Source organism: Desulfosporosinus sp. (assembly GCF_014237355.1).
GTDB lineage: Bacteria > Bacillota > Desulfitobacteriia > Desulfitobacteriales > Desulfitobacteriaceae > Desulfosporosinus.
This window is the reverse complement of sequence record NZ_JABZFS010000009.1, coordinates 1-18,362: the sequence shown is the minus strand read 5'-3', so window position 1 is coordinate 18,362 and position 18,362 is coordinate 1. Positions and strand designations below refer to the sequence as shown.

At 41.9% G+C, this 18,362-nt stretch carries 13 protein-coding genes; 10 read left to right on the top strand and 3 right to left on the bottom strand.

All coding sequences use genetic code 11. From position 1 onward, the window contains the following. Positions 1 to 99 precede the first annotated feature (99 nt). Positions 100 to 849: an N-acetylmuramoyl-L-alanine amidase gene (locus HGJ98_RS01460; protein WP_291349212.1), complete on the top strand. Its 750-nt coding sequence runs from the start codon at positions 100 to 102 to the stop codon at positions 847 to 849. Positions 850 to 938: 89 nt separating this feature from the next. On the opposite strand, the gene HGJ98_RS01455 is transcribed toward HGJ98_RS01460, so the two are convergent. Continuing rightward, a complete protein-coding gene (locus HGJ98_RS01455; protein WP_291349211.1) occupies positions 939 to 1,061 on the bottom strand; it encodes a hypothetical protein in 123 nt (40 codons plus the stop codon). Between the two features lie 156 nt (positions 1,062 to 1,217). Between HGJ98_RS01455 and HGJ98_RS01450 the strand changes: the two genes are divergently transcribed. The 3 genes from HGJ98_RS01450 to HGJ98_RS01440 are packed head-to-tail and all read left to right on the top strand — an operon-like array spanning position 1,218 to position 8,360. Continuing rightward, positions 1,218 to 2,747, top strand: a complete 1,530-nt coding sequence (locus HGJ98_RS01450; RefSeq protein ID WP_291349210.1) for a vWA domain-containing protein — start codon at positions 1,218 to 1,220, stop codon at positions 2,745 to 2,747. A 34-nt stretch (positions 2,748 to 2,781) separates the two neighbouring features. After that, a complete protein-coding gene (locus HGJ98_RS01445; RefSeq protein ID WP_291349209.1) occupies positions 2,782 to 6,042 on the top strand; it encodes a tubulin-like doman-containing protein in 3,261 nt (1,086 codons plus the stop codon). A 14-nt stretch (positions 6,043 to 6,056) separates the two neighbouring features. Further along, the gene (locus HGJ98_RS01440; protein WP_291349208.1) at positions 6,057 to 8,360 is read left to right on the top strand and encodes a hypothetical protein; all 2,304 of its coding nucleotides are present in this window, start codon (positions 6,057 to 6,059) and stop codon (positions 8,358 to 8,360) included. Positions 8,361 to 8,370: 10 nt separating this feature from the next. On the opposite strand, the gene HGJ98_RS01435 is transcribed toward HGJ98_RS01440, so the two are convergent. Beyond that, entirely contained in the window at positions 8,371 to 9,333 is a 963-nt protein-coding gene (locus tag HGJ98_RS01435) for an alpha/beta hydrolase (protein WP_291349207.1), read from the bottom strand. A gap of 19 nt (positions 9,334 to 9,352) precedes the next feature. Then, entirely contained in the window at positions 9,353 to 10,672 is a 1,320-nt protein-coding gene (locus HGJ98_RS01430) for an extracellular solute-binding protein (RefSeq protein ID WP_291349206.1), read from the bottom strand. Positions 10,673 to 10,967: 295 nt separating this feature from the next. Between HGJ98_RS01430 and HGJ98_RS01425 the strand changes: the two genes are divergently transcribed. The 6 genes from HGJ98_RS01425 to HGJ98_RS01400 all read left to right on the top strand — a co-directional run bounded on the left by HGJ98_RS01425 (position 10,968) and on the right by HGJ98_RS01400 (position 18,035). Further along, on the top strand, positions 10,968 to 12,527 hold the full coding sequence (locus HGJ98_RS01425) for an ABC transporter substrate-binding protein (protein WP_291349205.1): 1,560 nt from the start codon (positions 10,968 to 10,970) through the stop codon (positions 12,525 to 12,527). Positions 12,528 to 12,649: 122 nt separating this feature from the next. Continuing rightward, positions 12,650 to 13,666 carry an ABC transporter permease gene (locus HGJ98_RS01420; protein ID WP_291349204.1) on the top strand — a complete coding sequence of 339 codons (1,017 nt, stop codon included), beginning with the start codon at positions 12,650 to 12,652 and terminating at the stop codon, positions 13,664 to 13,666. A gap of 5 nt (positions 13,667 to 13,671) precedes the next feature. Continuing rightward, on the top strand, positions 13,672 to 14,604 hold the full coding sequence (locus HGJ98_RS01415) for an ABC transporter permease (RefSeq protein WP_291349203.1): 933 nt from the start codon (positions 13,672 to 13,674) through the stop codon (positions 14,602 to 14,604). A gap of 13 nt (positions 14,605 to 14,617) precedes the next feature. Continuing rightward, positions 14,618 to 15,604, top strand: a complete 987-nt coding sequence (locus HGJ98_RS01410) for an ABC transporter ATP-binding protein (RefSeq protein ID WP_291349202.1) — start codon at positions 14,618 to 14,620, stop codon at positions 15,602 to 15,604. Further along, positions 15,601 to 16,569 carry an ABC transporter ATP-binding protein gene (locus HGJ98_RS01405; RefSeq protein WP_291349201.1) on the top strand — a complete coding sequence of 323 codons (969 nt, stop codon included), beginning with the start codon at positions 15,601 to 15,603 and terminating at the stop codon, positions 16,567 to 16,569. Before HGJ98_RS01410 ends, HGJ98_RS01405 begins: the two co-directional genes overlap by 4 nt. A 290-nt stretch (positions 16,570 to 16,859) precedes the next feature. After that, positions 16,860 to 18,035, top strand: a complete 1,176-nt coding sequence (locus HGJ98_RS01400; protein ID WP_367142646.1) for an AI-2E family transporter — start codon at positions 16,860 to 16,862, stop codon at positions 18,033 to 18,035. The last annotated feature ends 327 nt before the right edge of the window (positions 18,036 to 18,362 follow it).

Here is an 18,362-nt window from a genome sequence, read left to right as displayed (position 1 = left end):
AGAGGGGTTTTTTGTTATGTAATGGGGCTAGGAAGTTTAACACTGGCGATGACATTCATATTACTAAATACATATTATAAGTAAAAGAGGGGGACAGAAATGGATAAACCAACGATTGTATGGAAGGGATCGCCGAACTATAGCAGCCGAAACGGCTATAAAACCCTTGCTATTGTGGATCATATCATGGACGGAACCCTGCCAGGGACGGATTCATGGTTTGCTAATCCTGCAAGTAAGGTTAGTTCTCACTTTGGAGTGGGAAAAAATGGTACTATTCATCAATATGTCAAACTTGAAAATTCGGCTTGGGCTAATGGAAGCGTTAATAAACCCAATTGGCCCCTGCTTATTTCAGGTGTGAATCCGAATTATTATACGGTTTCCATTGAACATGAAGGAAAAAGCGGAGATGTAATGCCTGAAGTTCAGTACCAGGCCACACTAGCACTACACAGGTGGTTAATCGCGACACTGGGAATAACGGTGACACGAGATACTATCATCGGTCATAATCGGATTGACTCAGTCAATAGATCGAGGTGTCCGGGAACAGGCTTTCCTTGGGATCGATTATTTCAGGACTTACAAGGAGGAAACGATGTGTTGAAAGTAGCTGTCTTATTGTATACGAAGGAAGATTTTTGGGCCGGAGTTGATGTAGCGGTGAGGAATGGAAACTGTGCAATATTTGTGAGGGCAGCCGATCTATCTATTCCGGCTGAAGCCATGAGTGCTCAGAAACTAATCGTCATCGGTGGCCCAACGACCAAACACCCTAACGAAGTTTTGTTGAGTGGGAATGATAAATATCAGACAGCCGCGGCCGTGGCCAAGTATCTGGGGTGATTGTGATTATTGACTCTTTATGTGCATACACAAAGGGCGCCAATCAGGTTTTAAACTGACTGGTGCCCTTTGTGTAGTCGTACTATGGTCTACCCATCGTTATCCAGGATAATCGATGGAGATCCATCAAAGGATGTTTTGAGTAGACCCCCATGCCGCTTAGGCTGTAATGCTAAGGAATGAAACAATAGTATTGGGTCAAGATACTTCACTGCGTTCAGTATGACATAGTGCAGCGTCATCCTGAGCATGGCGAAGGATCTTTTTTTTGGTAGATGTCTGAGAAATCTTTACAACCGTACTATCTAACGGGTCTTTGACATAAATGGTAAAGAAGAACAAGCTCATTAGCTAGGGGAGAATGATGTATGAACGCCGGAAAAAGAATGACTGCGTTTTTAGTTTTGAGTATGTTTCTAGTAACTATGGCCCTTTATCCTGTAAGGGCACAAAGCACCTCTAGGGATAACGGCAAGAAAACTATGAATCTTGTTATTGTGCTAGACAGAACGGGAAGTTTGCAGCAATCAGATCCGCATAGGTTGTCTTCGGAGGCAGCTAAGTTAATTGTTGACTTAATGGCTGAAAAGGGGAGTAAGATTGGATTTGTTCAGTATACGGATAAAGTCATCGATCGACTGGATATAACCGATATCAATGGTCAAGGCGCAAAAAACAAGTTTAAAGCTTACATCGATGGGTTAGGTCTGCCGAAGGGACAGAGTACGGATAGTGCCTCAGGCCTTAAAGAAGGGGTTTCAATGCTTGCGGGATCACACAGGTTAGAAAATCCGGTCATCCTCCTCTTAACCGATGGAAAGAATGATTTCGATGGCAGTGACAGAACCCCGGACATTTCCCAACGAGACCTGGAACAGGCTCTCGAGACAGCTAAGAGCAAGGGGATTCTCGTCTATACCATTGGACTCAATGCGGATGGTTCAGTGGATAAGGATCTGTTGTCACGTATAGCCAAGGAGACGGGAGGGAAGTCGTACATCGTTGATAGGGCTAACGATCTTCCTGATATTATCACCAATGTCTACACGGACGCTCTAGGCTACAAATTGATGTCCCTTGGAGCAGACCGAATTAAACTAAATGGAAAATTTGACACGTATAATTTTGACGTTACCAATAGGAGTGTGGTAGAAGCCAATATCGTGATCTATAGGAATAAGGATGTACAAGTAAAGCTTATTAAGCCAGATGGTACAGAGGCTTCTTGGGACAACAAGAGGTTTATCGCAGCCCCTTCACAGAACTACATTTCTTATAAAATTATCAATCCCGATCAAGGAAAATGGAGGTTAATGGTCCAGGGAGCTCCCAATGAAGAGGTTAAGATCAGCCTAATTTATAACTATGATTTAGAGATCCAGATGGATCCGCCTTCGTCTATTGAGATGACAGAAGGAAAACCTCTGGAAAAGGCGAATCCTCAGCACCCCTTTCCTTGGAAAAAGCTAGCCTACACACTAATAGGGATTCTAGCAGCCCTCGCCTTTGTTGTTTTATTGTTTAAATGGATTACAAAGTTCATTGAAAACACCCGGCCCAAGCTTCTTTTCGGCAAAATCAATCTGAAAGTCATCAATACTACCACAGGTAGGGAAGAACTGCGCAAAAGCAAAACCCTTGCGCCTTACGGGACGTCAGTTACCCTCAGCGTATTAGCAGAGAATCCAGAGAGTGTGCTTAAATCCATAGTTCTTGTCAGAAATGGGCAAGGAGTCTACCTTACCTACAGTGACGCTGGCAGTAAGGGTCTGTCAGTCAGCGTCAATGGAGAAAACGTTGGACCAGGACAGAGGGTTTTGTTAAGTAATGGATGTTCTATTAGGATTATGGCGCTTATGGACTCAATTAAGGTAGAAGGCAGATATAGTGCGTTCTAATCTACAAACAAAAATTAGGTAGGTGCATAAGTTAATGGATATGCGTTTAGCGGAAAATCTCAGCCAACTCCGGCTCAATAAAAGTGGGATAACCAGTGACTTATCCAGGGTTGATCCTATCCCCAATCCAATCCTAGTCATTGGGTTGGGTGGAACAGGTTTAACAGCTCTGAGCAAAGTAAAGAATGCGGTTTACCGTCGTTTTAACTTGCCCCGTGATAGTGCGACTGGGCACCTCAAAGATAAACCGGAAAATATTGAGTACCTCGGCTTGGATACAGATGAGCATATCGTTTATGACGAGGATAAAAACTCTGGCCGGTCCATCGAGCTTAACACCTCGACCGAGTTCCTTAGGATTTATACTCCAGCAGTACCCAGGATGCTTGCAAATCGTGCCGGTTTGCCCCAGACCATCACGGACTGGTTAAGTCCTAATTTAAGTCCGAATGATTTCGACCAAGGCGCTAATGGAATCCGTCAGATGGGTAGATTGGCCTTATTCTTACGAATCACCGATATTGTAAACATAATTGAGCGTAAGTTAAACAGCCTGCTGCAAGGCAAAAAAGGTAATCTTTATGTCTTTATACTAAGTGGTGTATCCGGTGGGACCGGTGGAGGAACCTTTCTTGATATTCCATATATCATCCGCTGTGTTGCCCAGCAGCTTGGTGCTTTAGATCGGCTAAAGACCATAGGTTATCTATTTTTGCCAGATGTCAATATGAAAGAAAACAAAGCAGATTTTGTCCAATCCAATGGCTTTGCGGCCCTCAAAGAACTTGATTACTGGATGACGGATCACGGCCAACCCTTTGTCCAGAAGTATACGAACAATTATTCCCACAGCACAGCTGCAACCCCCTACGACTACTGTTACCTGATATCTTCCATTGACAAGAATAACATTCTACTAACGGACACCAAAAGTACCTGCATGGAAATCGTCAGTGAAAACCTGGTTCATTTTATTAGTAAAGGTAAGGTTCAGAATACGACCTTTACTCTGCCCGCTTTTTTGTCTAATTTGGACCAAATAAAACTCAATGTATTTTCCGGTACAAAGCCTCCCTTTCAAGCAAATTACGAGTACTTTATTCTTGGGGCCAGTTCCTATGAGATTCCAATCGAACAAATGATGAACTATGCTGCTCACGTTTTAACGGAACGGATGAACGTCATTTACGATAATACTCCAGGCGCTGGGGACATAGGGGCTTTTATCGAAAAGGTAGAACTAGGACACGAGGATTTAATCCAGCGCTATTTCGCTGATGGTCAGAGTCTTTTAGCCGAATGGCAGCAAAACCCTTACTATTGCGTAGATAATGCGGGGAAAATTAATCTCGATGAACAGCTATCGAAGGAAATGCGAGCCTTCTTAGACCACCTTCAAGATAACAAAAATAGAAAAAATGCTAAAGAAGCCGCCAAGGATTTGAAGGACAGAATTAAGAAAGAGTTGGATCAGTTGTTCGTCAATCCAGAAAAGGGACCGATTTTTGTCAATCGAATGCTGTTCTCACCTGGTGAAGATTGTGTGTTGCGAAGAATTGATCAGCTAATTTACGAAGCCGAAGAGGAACAGAAACATAAGGAGAAAGAATGGCAGATAAAAAAAGAAAGTGCAGCCCTTCTGTTTCCCAAAACCCTTCCCTCACTCTTAAATTTCGGGCGTAAAAACAGTTGGGAAATCTATATCAAGACTAAAATCGAGGAGTATAAAGCTGCAATAGTGGTTAAAGTCATTAATGACCTTGTACTGCCAATGTATGAGGAACTTACTAATTATCTTCGGAAGCTTCACGCAGACCAATACCAGGTATGGGTTGATATTTTAGGACATCTTTATAAGGTGCTAAAAGCAAATGCTGAGATCGTTACCAGCTTAACAATGACCAAGCAGACTAAAGAAGAGGTTTCTACCTGGAGTGTTCTTGATCCAAAGGATTGGGCTAAAGAAATTGATGAACTGGTAAATAATAAAAGCCGAGAACAAATGCTTTATATAACCCAGGAATTTTTGATAAACCTACATCAAGACACGCCTTATTGGATCGATCATCAGGGTAAAGAATCCGTTAGGATTCTGTCAAATTTCGTCTCGAATAAGTTTAGTCAGGTAGCTCTAAAAAGCCTGGAAACCTATTTGCAAGAAAAATACAGCGGCATGACCTTTGAGGATATTGTTTCGCTGGAAATTGGTCCTAGATTACATAGTGGCTCAGCACCGACGTTTCATATGGATAACACTGTGACCGCGAGTTTAAATGACTTTCCTACCCACTTTACAGTTTCCATACCGGAGAATTGCGAAAAACTGCACAGAGCCTTTTTGAGTTATGTGGAAAGGGCAGAGGTCAAAGGGACGCCTGAACAAGTCGCTAGCAGTGAGATAAAACACAGCATTTACTGGGTCAATACCTCGATTGGAGTTCCTCTCTTTGCCTATAGCAGACTAAGGAGTTTAGAGCTAATCTATGAATATCGGGCCCCAAATGACCCCGGTATTCACCTTCATGACGAATGGCGTGCTTTTCCCTCGCCTTTTCCCGATAAGGCTGATCCCCTTCATCGAAGAGAGAGGAATAGAGAGAAAAGGGAGTTGTTCAAGCGAGCTTTAGAACTAGGTATTATCGTCGAAGACAGTAAGGTTAAACCCAAGTTTGCTATCAAGGAACTTTCAACCGTCACCCTTCAGAATCGTTCCCGGATTCTTGACAGGCCCCTTCAACGAATTCCAATTTTCCAAAGTATCGATCTTGAATCAGCCGAGGACAACTTTTTGCGGGTTCCCAGTTATTCGGACCTTGTAAGTCGGCAAGTTGAGGAACTAGAGCAGGTAGACCTAGAGCTTGAGAGACAGAAACAAATGCAGCAGGAAGAAAAATTAAGGCGGGAGAGACTGAACGATTTAATCTTGGCTCTGGTCAGTGGAACCCTCTACTGGGCAGGGCCCAAGCTGGTTTATCATCATGCCCCAGAAGCGGAAGCTTGGACCCCCTTAGTCGATAAGTTAGAACATGAAGATTATTATTTAGTAGCCTTTGAAACCTACAGAAGCAAGACTGAACGTCAGATTCAAAAATTTGTGGTGACTGAAAGAGCAAAACGGGATGGGATGGATGCAGGCAAAATTAAGGAACGGTTAATCGAGCTAAGAGAGGAGTTTGCAGGGCTCAAGGCTCATTTCGACAATAAGAAACTTGATGGTAAAGCAGTCGATGAAACAAACCTGGCGTTTTTGACGGAGGTCCTAGACAGGGTTAACTTCTTAACGAGCGTTTACTGAGCGGAGGGTGGTATATGCTCAATAGTTTAGACTTAAAGACTGAAGCCATACTTGCCGAGCTAATCCGCAGGTATATTGACCAGGAGCATCTCGAACTGGAGCATAGAGGGGAACCGGGAACAGTGCCTAACCTTAACTCTTGTGTACTATTGTTGGGCATAGGTAACCACGGAGCAGGAACCGTCTCCCGAATCATGAGGCAGCTCTATAGGATCGGGGTCGTTTCTGAAGACTATCTCGGTCTAGCCTTAGTTGACGGAAATTATCCAGAAAGAGATGATCAGATTGAGTATGTCGTTATGGAAGATTGCAGAATACGGCGGAATAGAGTTCAAGAGAAATTGTTGGAGAGGAAGGATTACATTCTAGGAACTTTGGAAGCCCTTAATACAAGGCTTACGAAGGTCATAGCAAGAACCAGTGCCAATATTAAGATTTACGTCGTCAGCGATTTGTCTGAGGACTTATTTGCAAGCTGTTCAATTCTGGTGTGTATGTTGGAAGATCATCTGAATCGTTTTTTTGTAGCTAATACCGGCATCGAAGTTACGGGACTGTTTTTTCAAAGCGCTATGCTGAGAACCCAACAGGAACAAGCCAAAGTCTTTGCTTCCTGGCAAGAAATCAGGTTTATGTCTTCCCCCGACTTTAAACTAAACATCGAACTGGGGGACCTAGTTGCTTGCAGAACAAACAGGATTACTCGTGAAAGGCCCGTTTTTGCCATAGTTTACTTGTACTCAGATTTTAACGAAAACTTTTCTCCCATCCTGAAGACCAGCGAAGGGGGGGTTAGTGTGGCGGAGATGTTGGGTATGCTTGTTTATTTAAAGAGTAGTTCACAGTTTAATGAAGCAAGAATTTTTAACTCACTTCAAATGCCTTCAGCAGCTGTGGCTAATGGCCTGCCACGTTATGCCGCAATAGGGTATAGTAAAAAATCAATTAAGATTTCCCCGATCTTTAGCGAGACTTGTTGGTACCTATTGCATAAAAACCACAAGCTTAGCAAAATCAATTCAGTCTGCATCAGTCAGGACTGGGAGACAGTACTAAAGGAATTGGAAATTGATAACTCTGGGATAGAGACACTAGAAGCTGACGTCTATTCTTCTGTTAAGGAGACACTTGAAGAAATCGCAAAACTTCCCCTTCGCTTAGAACGTAAGGTCCTCAAAGAACTACAAGCGGAACCCTTGGAGATAGCTGAAAAATTGCTCATGAATGATAACGTCAAGGTTGTTTTTCAAGAAAGAATCCTAAAGGAGGTTGAAAAACTTACAGCAGAGTATCTCCCGATGCAATTAGAGAAGTTTGCAAAAATACTAAAAGGTTATTTACAAAACGAACGGCGTGGTTTGTATTTTGTTAAGAGATTGTTAAAATCGGAGGAAGAGAACGACAAGCAGAGTCTTAGTAAGTACCTTGAGATTAAAATCAAGGAGTTCATGACAAAGCGCGATTCTTTACGCCTGAGAGCAGACCGCGCCTCTAAAATGGCTTTGTCCAGATTGGAAATAGAACCTGATAAAAAAGGCTTGCTAGGCTTAGGAAACCAGAAAAATAACTTTTTACGATGCTTAGTTGAAGTTAAATATGAGTTACTGCAAAAGGCGTTTGTTTACGACAAACTAAGAGAAATCTTTGAGGGCTACTATGGTTATACCCATAATCTTCATGCACTTATCCTTAACCAGGAAGAGAACATCTCAAGTTTGGAGAAAGCCTTGAAGAATATTAGCAACACTGAGAGGATAAAACAGATTGCAGCTGGCGAGGACGGTCTAATTGACTTATTTAAAGATCAGTTAAATGAAAACAAACAACCAATGAACGAGCTATTTGTAAAGATTTTTCGAGACAGGGATCTGAGTGTATTTCAGGAAAAGGGGGATTTTTTAGAAGTATTAATTAAAGCTTTATTTGATAATACGAAACAGCTTCTAAGACAAACCAATATTCAAACCCTTTCCCTGGAACAACTGTTGGAAAGTTTAGCTCAAACCCAGCCAGCTAAAGGAAAACAGATGGTGGAAGACCTTTATGCAAACTGCAATCTTGCCTTGAGTTTGAGTAAAGGGGTAATGGCAAGGCAGCCTGAAATCCATTACTACTTCTTTAACAATCAGGACAATTCCAGTCTGCGCAGTTACATTAAGGGGCTTTTCCAAGACAAGCCCAACGATGTTTCATTTGTGAACTATAAGTCAATAAAGAGTATACGCATGATCAAAGCCTGCTTTGGTTTTGACCTTAAGGATATCTATTTTTATCGGAATTATGAGGAGGTCTACGAAAGGTTTAGGCAAGACCTATAATATAGAGTTATTACTTAAGCATATTATTCTCTGTAAGAAATTGTTTGACTTTAGCAGTGTATTCTTGCTTATTTGTCAGATAAGACATAGCATGCTCTGCCCCAGGAGATATATAGATACTTTTGGGTCCCTTGTTTCTTAAGTATAACTCTAAGGACATAGAAGCTGGTATAAAGGTATCGTTACTGCCATGGATAAACATTATGGGAGTTTTTATCTCACCGATTACCGTGATGGGTGATACGGCATGGAGTGAAAAGTTTGACTTTCTCAGGGCAACAATATTTGCATAAAATAATATGAATTCTCCATAAGGTTGAAACCTTGGTCTCAAATCACCTGTGAGTTTAATATTAAGTAATTCCCTTAAATCAGAGTAAGGGCAGTCTACCACATAAAAATTAACGTTCTTTTTACGTTGATCTAATTCTGCTTGGAGTAGAGCAGTAATGGCTCCTAAAGATTCCCCATGTACTCCTATAATGGCCTTTGGATTAACCCATTTAACCCATTTTACGATGTTGTCTAGGTCTATCTTTTCGAAATAGCCAAGAGTTATATCATTTCCTCCACTGCTGCCATGTTTTCTAGAATCATAAGCTAAGACATTAAAACCCATGTCAAGATACATATCGGAGAATTTCATGGCCTGCCAACGGTCACTAGCTATGCCGTGAACTAAAATTACCGTATTGTTAGTGGGGGTAGGATTGAATATATATGTCCCTGAAAGCTGATAACCGAAACTCGATTTCAGCGAGACATTGTAGGATTCCAGCTGTGTAAATCTCTCATAATTGAAGCTGGATTTGTAATACTCAAGCCCCGTTGTTTCTGGATTAATAGTTAGCTTGCTAACCTTCTGGTAATATAGATTTCCTATAGATAAGCCTGCTATATTAATGCTAATTACAAAGACAATAAGTAATACAATAAGTATTTTTTTAATAGTTTTTGTTTTGTTTTGATTCATATGTACAGCCCCAAAAATCCTATTTCATCTTAATACTAATATTCATTTCCTCTAAAAAATCATTTACTGATAGAAGACCTGTCATAAATGCTGTAGAAGCTTCAGCTATAGATTTCTCTTTAGCAGGTGATATATTATATCCAAAAAGTCCCGTATTGACATTGCCTTTTTGCTTTACATTCCACATTAATTCGCTTGCTTCTAGGTTTGGGTCTATACTCCGTGTCCATCCCATATAGTCCAAGTTATATATAATGGCACCTTCGCCAAGACTTTCATATAGATACTTGTTGTAATATTTGGACATTTCTACAGCAAGGTTTATACTTTCTGCAGGATGATTGGTTGAAGATGAAACTAATAAACCAATATCTTTCTTAGTGCCGCCAGAAACGACCCTTTTCGGATTTGAGCCATTAGTTTCGCAGGGCTGGGGGTAATATAATACTCTAACCTTCCCCTTTAATTGATTGTTAGCCATGTTTAGCTTATTGGAAGTAGTGCAATATATGGCTGCTTTAGAGGAATAGAAAAGATTTTCAGCTTCTTCATCTGAAATAGTTTCAACGTTTTCTTGAAATGCACCTAACTCGATCAGTTGTTTAACTGATGTGGCGGCTTGACGAAACGTTTCTCCAGAAAAACCATAATTACTTTTTAATAGTTTACTTGTAATTTCATTATCTATAGTACATGCAAAACCTTCTATCATGTTATATACAGATACCCCATTTTTGCCACCAATAGCTATGGGGACTATGCCTCTTTCTCTAAATTGTTGTGCAGCAACCTTTAGTTCTTCAAAACTATCTGGAATTTTTATATCATTTACAGAAAACAATTCAGTATTTATTAGCATGATATTATAATGTGCTTCATCTATAGGTACGGCATATATATGTTCATTATCTCTGATTACTTTAGTGGTTGGAATAACCATATTCCAATAGCCCATATCGGTGAGTGCGTTTTCTAAGAGTTGGATTCTCTTCGTGGAATAAAGTTCTTTAGTAAAGCTTCCATCCCCAGAATAGAATACATCCGGAGGGGTATCTGAACTCATCATCACTTTTATTTTGGTATTATAGGTATTTGTATCTCCCGTTACGAAGCTCAAATGAATATTGTAATCAGATAGACGTTTTATATCAGCTTCAAAATTCTTGAACGCTTCCTGCTTTTTAACATCGTCAAAAGGAATAACACACTCTAAAGTCACCGTTTCATTAATATTTTTTACTGGTAATATTACCTGTTTTTGCTCACTGCTACAGGATACCAGTAAAGGCAAAGCCAGGATCAAACCTACCCTACAAATTCTATTAATCTTGTTAAGCATCTACCCAGCAACTCCCAACTCACCTTGCTATCTTCTGAAACTACTACCTAATATCTAAGGATATTGCTTTTTGACTTAGGTTATACATGGCAATGTAATCGTTCGTTTCGGAGGGCAAATTTTCCATTCTGCCATGATTTTAGATAATATTAAGAGTGTTCAATGTATACAAAATTATACTTTTATTGTAAATGAACTATTGCACAAGTAATTTTAGAATGGTACTATAACAAGGGTGAAAACTTAAGGTTTTTTTGTGCTTCTAGACAGAAGCAAAAAAAGGGGAGGGGAAAGAATGAGAAAAATGAAAAGAATTGTTGCACTTGTTCTGGCAGTAGCTCTAGTCGGTATTTCTTTAACGGGCTGCGGTTCCAAGACTAGTAGTGACGCAGCACCAAAGGCCAACGATACCCTAATCTATGCTCAGGGCGCTGAGCCAAGAGGACTGGACCCGGCACTGGTTGACGATGGCGAATCAGCTAAGGTAATGATCAACATCTATGAAGGACTTCTGAAGTACGCCAAGGATTCGACAAAGGTTGAACCATCTCTAGCTAAGAGCTGGGATGTAAGCCCAGACGGTCTTACTTATACCTTCCATCTGCAAGAGGGGGTTAAATTCCATGACGGCACTGATTTCGATGCCGAAGCCGTGAAATTTAACATTGACCGCCAAATCCCTCCGCAAGTGACTGAGGACATGGCTTACGGATCCTTTGTTTATGGCTCCGTAAAAAGTGTAGAGGTAGTGGACAAGGCTACTGTTAAAATCAATTTAACAGCTCCTAGCACACCGTTCCTCAATAACCTGGCTATGGTTATGAGCGCGCCAATGGTTAGCCCAAAGGCCTTAAAAGAAAACAACAACAATGTTAACCAAGCTCCAGTCGGCACAGGTCCTTACAAGTTTGTAAAATGGGCAAAAGACGAAAACATCGTGTTAGTTGCAAATGATGAATATTGGGGAACCAAAGCCCTAACCAAGAACGTTATCTTCAAATTCATCAAGGACAATTCCGCACGTGTCGTTGCTTTAAACAATGGCGAGGCTGATATGATTGACGGTATTGATGCCACAGTTGTTAAGCAGATCACCGACGCTGGCAACAAGATCTTCCAAGCTCCAGGTATGAACATCAACTATATGGCTTACAACACCTCTAGAGCACCCTTTAACGATGCTAAGCTTCGCGCAGCTATTTCTAAATCTATCAATGTCCCAGAAATGGTAGAGAGCCTCTATCAGGGTTACTCTGAACCTGCAACTTCCATTTTACCGACCTTTATGGAAGGTTATGACAAGAGTATCTCTCAAATTGCCTATGATGCAGAGGCTTCAGCAAAGGCAATCAAAGAAGCAGGATTAACCTCCGTTAAAATCATGACCTATACCAACCCAAGACCCTATAACTCTGCTACTGGACAAGCTCTCGCTGAAGCTATTCAGGGTTATCTTTCCAAAGTTGGCGTTACTGCTACCATTGATTCCTATGACTGGACAACTTACAAGGAAAAGTTAAAAGCAGGGGATTATGACATCTGTTTCTATGGTTGGATTGGGGATAACGGAGACCCAGATAACTTTATGTATCTGTTAGCTCACGAAGATCCCACCATGAACGTTGCACTCTACAAAAATGAAGCGTTTAACAAGTTAATCGCTAAGGGTATTGAAACTCCTGCCGGCGCCGACCGCAGTGCAATTTACACCGAGTTAGAAAAAATTGCCGCTGCTGACGCTGCATGGCTTCCGATTTCCCACGCTGAAACACTTTGTGCCTACAGACCTAATATCAACGATTTCTATTTCCATATGACCGGTGTGACCCCGTTTGCCGGAGTATCAAAACAATAAAAGACTGAACGTGCTTATTAATTTTAAGCTGCCGAGAACCGGTTTTTAAAACCGGTTCCCGGTTTTGTTTTTTAAGTTAGTCGGAGGAAAATTACTCCATCCCCATGAAAGGTTGTTGTCTGATGCTCAGATATATCATTAAACGAATCTTGATGTTAATTCCCGTATTGATTGGGGTTTCCATAATTGTATTTCTCATCATGCGCGTGTTTTCACCGGATCCCGCTCCGATTGTTTTGGGCCAGCATGCAACACAAGCATCTGTCGATGCGTGGCGACAGGCCAACGGACTGAACGATCCGATTTACCTGCAATACTTCAATTTTATTACTGGCGCCATAACTGGTGATCTTGGTACATCCTACTACACTAAAGCGCCCGTCCTTAAAGAGATTTTTTCCCGCTTCCCAGCCACCATTGAATTAGCATTGCTAGCGATATTATTAGCTTCGGTGTTCGGGATTCTTATCGGTGTGATTTCAGCAGTGAAAAAGAATTCGATTTTCGATAATGCCGGTATGTTCCTTGCACTAATTGGTGTTTCAATGCCGATTTTTTGGCTTGGAATTTTGCTGATAATTTTCTTTTCAGGTACTTTGCATTGGCTTCCTTCAAGCGGAAGAATCGACCCTTTGTTGCAACCAGCAAGTGTTACGGGGTTTTACTTAATTGACAGTCTGATCTCAGGCGATATGTACGCCTTTCGAGATGCTTTTGAGCATCTGATCCTCCCGGCTAGTGCCCTAGCGATGTATTCCATGGCCATCATAGCTAGGATGACTCGTTCCAGTATGTTAGAAACCTTGCAGCAGGATTATATCCGGACTGCTAGAGCTAAAGGGATTTCCGAAGGCAGAGTGATTGGCAAGCACGCCCTCCGCAATGGACTGATTCCCATTGTCACGGTTATTGGGTTGCAGCTTGGCAGCCTTCTCGGTGGTGCCGTGTTGACAGAAACCGTGTTTTCCTGGCCGGGAATCGGGGCCTATACTGTAGCTTGCATTCTAAAGTCGGACTTTCCAGTGGTGCAGGGGGTCGTATTGCTCATTGCAACTGTTTTCGTCCTCGTAAATCTAATGGTCGATGTGATCTATGCGTTCCTTGATCCGCGTATTAAATATTCTAAGAAAGAGGTGTAGCTTGTATGCCAAAAGATATTAGTACGAGTTCAGATAAGAATTCGATACAGGCTGCAGAATATGTGGAAAAACCGGAATCGCAGCTAAAAGAAATGTGGGCAACCCTCAGGCAGAATAAAGCCGCTGTTGTGGGCTTATTTATCATTGGTATGCTGACTCTAATTGCTGTAACAGTATGGGTCAGTGAACTCATTGGAGTACAGATTTTACCCTATGATCCCAATTATTCGGACATGTCCAAAAGCTTTATCTGGCCCAATGCCGAGCACTGGTTTGGAACAGATCAACTGGGCAGAGACATGTTTAGTAGAATCCTAGACGGTACAAAGATATCCCTCTTTGTTGGAGTTGCAGCCGTTGCAATCTCACTTTCCATCGGGGTTCTCTTAGGATCTATAGCGGGATACCGCGGCGGAAGAACGGATGCCTTCATTATGCGAGTAATGGATGTCATGCTGGCCATCCCCTCGATTTTGTTAGCTATTGCCTTCATGGCAGCCTTGGGCAAGGGATTGGACAAAGCGGTTATCGCTATCGGTCTAGTGTCTATTCCGGAATATGCTCGTATCGTGCGTGGAAGTATTCTATCTGTCAAAGAAAATGACTATGTTCAAGCAGCGAAAGTCATCGGCAACGGAGACAGTCGTATTATTTTCAAGCATATTTTACCGAATATTATTTCGCTAATTGTTGTCAGGGCTACCCTAGGGGTATCCAGCGCTGTACTGGACACTGCTGCACTTGGCTTTTTAGGTTTGGGCGTTCAGCCGCCATTTGCTGAGTGGGGCGATATGCTGGGCAGGGCAAGGGGCTTTATTTTCACAGCACCCTACACACTGATTTTCCCCGGAATTGCCATCACCATTACTGTACTGGCTTTTAATCTATTCGGCGACGGGCTTCGAGATGCACTTGATCCGAAATCCAGAATAAAATAAGGTGGTGAATAGGATGTTGCTGGAAGTTAAAAATTTAAGAACGGAATTCAAACTGAAACGTGGTACTGTAACGGCAGTCGATGATATCAGTTTTACCATAGATAAGGGTGAGATTTTGGCCATCGTTGGCGAATCAGGCTCCGGAAAAAGCGTAACATCCCTCTCCATTATGGGACTTTTGCAGAAACCGGGCAGGGTTGCCGGCGGAGAGATTAACTTTAAATCTCAAGACTTAAACAAGATGAGCCAAAAGGAACTGCAAAAAATCCGGGGTAATCAGATTTCTATGATTTTTCAAGAACCGATGACGTCCTTAAATCCGGTTTGGCGCATCAAAGATCAGATCATGGAAAACATCATGACTCATATGAACATTTCCAAAAAAGAAGCACTGGCACGCACAGTCGAAATGCTCGATACGGTGGGCATCCCTTCCCCGGCAGAACGTGCTAATGACTATCCCCACCAAATGAGCGGCGGAATGCGCCAGAGGGTTATGACAGCCATGGCACTTTCCTGCGACCCAGAACTGTTAATTGCTGATGAACCTACAACGGCTCTGGATGTAACCATTCAAGCCCAAATTTTAGAATTACTTTATCGCATGCGGGAAAAGTTTAATATGGCTGTTCTGCTTATCACTCACGATTTAGGTGTTGTTTCCGAGGCAGCTGACCGCGTCATCGTAATGTATTGCGGAAAAATTGTAGAGGAAGCCGACGTTAAGAGCCTGTTTGCTCAACCTCTGCATCCTTACACTGTGGGTTTGCTGAAATCCATTCCTCAAATCGATGATGAGAGTGATGAACGGTTATATATGATTAAAGGTATGGTACCTAATCCTTTGAACATGCCCTCAGGCTGTTCCTTCTCCGATCGCTGTGACAGCTGCATGGACCGCTGCACCAAGGAAGTACCGAAATTGCAAGAAATCAATGGACATAAAGTGCGTTGCTTTTTATATGATAAAGCCAAGGAAGGGGAACTGAACGTAAAATGAATGAAGTATTGATGAAAGTTCAAGACCTTTCCAAACATTTTACCATTGAAACCAATTTTCTCGGTAAACCTCTTTCCGTTTTAAAGGCAGTTGATGAAGTGTCCTTTACCATTAAAAAAGGAGAGGCCTTTGGTCTGGTCGGCGAATCCGGCTGTGGAAAAACAACCCTAGGTAAAATACTTGTTGATCTGTATAGCCCAACAAGCGGAAAGATATTTTTTGAGGGTAAGGAACTGTCTGCCCTGAATAAAAAGCAGCGCCGATCCTATTGTAAGGATATCCAGATGATTTTCCAGGATCCTTATGCTTCTTTAAATCCCAGAATGACTATTGGGGATATCATCGCTGAACCCATCATCATTAATAATCTGTTACCGCCCAGTGAAGTAGAAGAGCGTGTCATCTATCTGTTAAACTGTGTGGGCCTGGCAAGGCACCAACGCAATCGCTATCCCCATGAGTTCTCTGGCGGTCAGCGGCAGCGTGTGGGTATTGCTCGTGCCTTGGCAGTGGAGCCCAAGTTAATCGTCTGCGATGAACCGGTTTCCGCCTTGGATGTTTCTATTCAGGCCCAAGTATTAAACTTGCTCGATGATTTAAAGGCAGAATTCGGGCTTACCTACCTGTTTATCGCTCATGGTTTAAACGTTGTCAAACACATCAGTGACCGAGTGGGCGTTATGTATCTAGGTAAACTCATGGAAATAGCACCGAAAAAGGAGCTTTACGCCAACCCCTTGAACCCTTACACTCAAGCCTTGCTTTCCGCTATTCCAATCATTAATCCAGAGAAGAAAAAGGAACGCATTATTTTAAAGGGGGATGTGCCTAGTCCCATTAATCCGCCCTCCGGCTGCCGCTTCTGTTCCCGCTGTTTTAAGGAGTTAGATCGCTGCAAACTAAATGCACCGGCCCTAAGAGAGGTTTCCCCTGACCATTGGGTAGCCTGTCATTTGTATGACTAAAAAAATGCCAATAAGACTAGTTCAAACGGGGACGGCCTTTATGAGGCAGGTCCCTGTTTGATGTTATATCATCATTATTACCCATATTAGTGCTTTTGTCGGCCAGTTGCTTATAAGGTGATGCTGTATATATTTAGGGAATGTATATGATCCAATTGTTTCAGTAGGAAAGTTATTGTCAATGATAGATGAAAAAGGTATATTTAGATAAGATTATTGAGAAAGCTGAAGAAACATGGTTCTAGTTTCTATCTCAATAATAGTCTTAAGAGGAATGGATGTAGAGTATTATGGGAATTAAATGTGATTGGAATCAGAGATACACCACTATCGCAATGTACAGCTTTATTGTCATTGCGTCTAGCATCCTGTTCTTTCTTATTATGTCGGGACTGGACAACGTCACCCGAGTATTAGCTAGTTATTTTTCTGCTCTTTATCCCTTTATTTACGGGTTCGTCATTGCCTATCTGGTGAACTTCTTCTTAGTCTACATCAAAAAACAGTTGGGCAAGGTTCAAGGGATGAGAAGTGTGAAAGAATCCCAGTTCCATATTCTATGCCTATTCCTGGCTTATCTAGCTGCCGGTTTTCTTGTTTACCTTTTCCTCGCCTTTATTTTCCCGCAGCTCATGGCAAGTATCACCGGCCTTGTCAGAAACATCCCGGACTATATTCGCTCCTCCACGGAATACGTTAAAGATATATCGGAGGGTATCCTTCTTCCTCCGGAAATCGTGGCTTTCATTAATAATCGTTTAGACGAACTGGCAGTCTTTATCAGCGCTATCGCTGGAGATATGGTACCCTTAGCCCTATCCATCCTTCGAAATACTGCCCTCTCAGTTTGGAATATTTTCCTCGGGATCATCATCTCAATCTATCTGCTGGCAGAAAAAGATCGGTTTATTAGTTTGGCTAAGAAAGTTAACTATAGTATCTTTAGCCTGACATTGGCAGACAAAATCCTGGAGCTTTTAAGGCGAACCCAAAAAATCTTCAGTAAGTTCCTTGGTGGAAAAATCCTTGATTCATTGATTATCGGATTGATTACCTTCATTATCCTAACCGTTGTGGGTATGCCCTACACTTTGCTGGTTTCGTTTATTGTTACTGTAACTAATATCATACCCTTCTTCGGTCCCTTCATCGGAGCTATTCCTTCAGTGATCATCATCTTCTTTGAATCGCCGGTCATGGCCTTATGGTTCCTGCTCATCATCTTTATCATCCAGCAGCTAGATGGGAATGTCATCGGGCCGAAAATCCTTGGAGATTCCCTAGGTATCTCTTCGTTCTGGATTCTCTTTGCAATCCTGGTAGGTGGTAAGTTCTTTGGGTTTATAGGCTTGATCATTGGAGTACCGCTTTTTGTGCTTATCTACTCCATCATCAAAGAGATTGTGGAAATGCGCTTGAAAGCCAAGGGACTTCCGGTGGACACGAAGGATTATCAGAATAAGTAGAACCGGTCAATTTCAAAGTTAAACCTATACTCTATCTGTACCATAAGTAACAACTCCATAAAGAACACCGTAAAGATAACGGGTCCTTTCTTAATCAGTTAAGAAAGGACCCGTTTTAAATCCACTGCGCTTTTGTCATTTTGAACGAAGTGAAGAATCTTAAGCCCTAGATCCTTCGCTATCGCTCATTACTCCAAGTTCAATCGTTTACTTAAAATGAAATTGGTTACCGCAAAGTAAGCTGAGCCTAGGAGTGCATTGAAAACTATTCCTAGAGCAAAGGCCCATTGAAGGACCTGTTGGAAGCCAATGAAATCATTAGGGGAG

Coding starts and splice junctions, on each gene's coding strand:
- HGJ98_RS01460 (WP_291349212.1), top strand. CDS start 100: ATGGATAAACCAACGATTGTATGGAAGGGATCGCCGAACTATAGCAGC.
- HGJ98_RS01450 (WP_291349210.1), top strand. CDS start 1,218: ATGAACGCCGGAAAAAGAATGACTGCGTTTTTAGTTTTGAGTATGTTT.
- HGJ98_RS01445 (WP_291349209.1), top strand. CDS start 2,782: ATGGATATGCGTTTAGCGGAAAATCTCAGCCAACTCCGGCTCAATAAA.
- HGJ98_RS01440 (WP_291349208.1), top strand. CDS start 6,057: ATGCTCAATAGTTTAGACTTAAAGACTGAAGCCATACTTGCCGAGCTA.
- HGJ98_RS01435 (WP_291349207.1), bottom strand. CDS start 9,333: ATGAATCAAAACAAAACAAAAACTATTAAAAAAATACTTATTGTATTA.
- HGJ98_RS01430 (WP_291349206.1), bottom strand. CDS start 10,672: ATGCTTAACAAGATTAATAGAATTTGTAGGGTAGGTTTGATCCTGGCT.
- HGJ98_RS01425 (WP_291349205.1), top strand. CDS start 10,968: ATGAGAAAAATGAAAAGAATTGTTGCACTTGTTCTGGCAGTAGCTCTA.
- HGJ98_RS01420 (WP_291349204.1), top strand. CDS start 12,650: ATGCTCAGATATATCATTAAACGAATCTTGATGTTAATTCCCGTATTG.
- HGJ98_RS01415 (WP_291349203.1), top strand. CDS start 13,672: ATGCCAAAAGATATTAGTACGAGTTCAGATAAGAATTCGATACAGGCT.
- HGJ98_RS01410 (WP_291349202.1), top strand. CDS start 14,618: ATGTTGCTGGAAGTTAAAAATTTAAGAACGGAATTCAAACTGAAACGT.
- HGJ98_RS01405 (WP_291349201.1), top strand. CDS start 15,601: ATGAATGAAGTATTGATGAAAGTTCAAGACCTTTCCAAACATTTTACC.
- HGJ98_RS01400 (WP_367142646.1), top strand. CDS start 16,860: ATGGGAATTAAATGTGATTGGAATCAGAGATACACCACTATCGCAATG.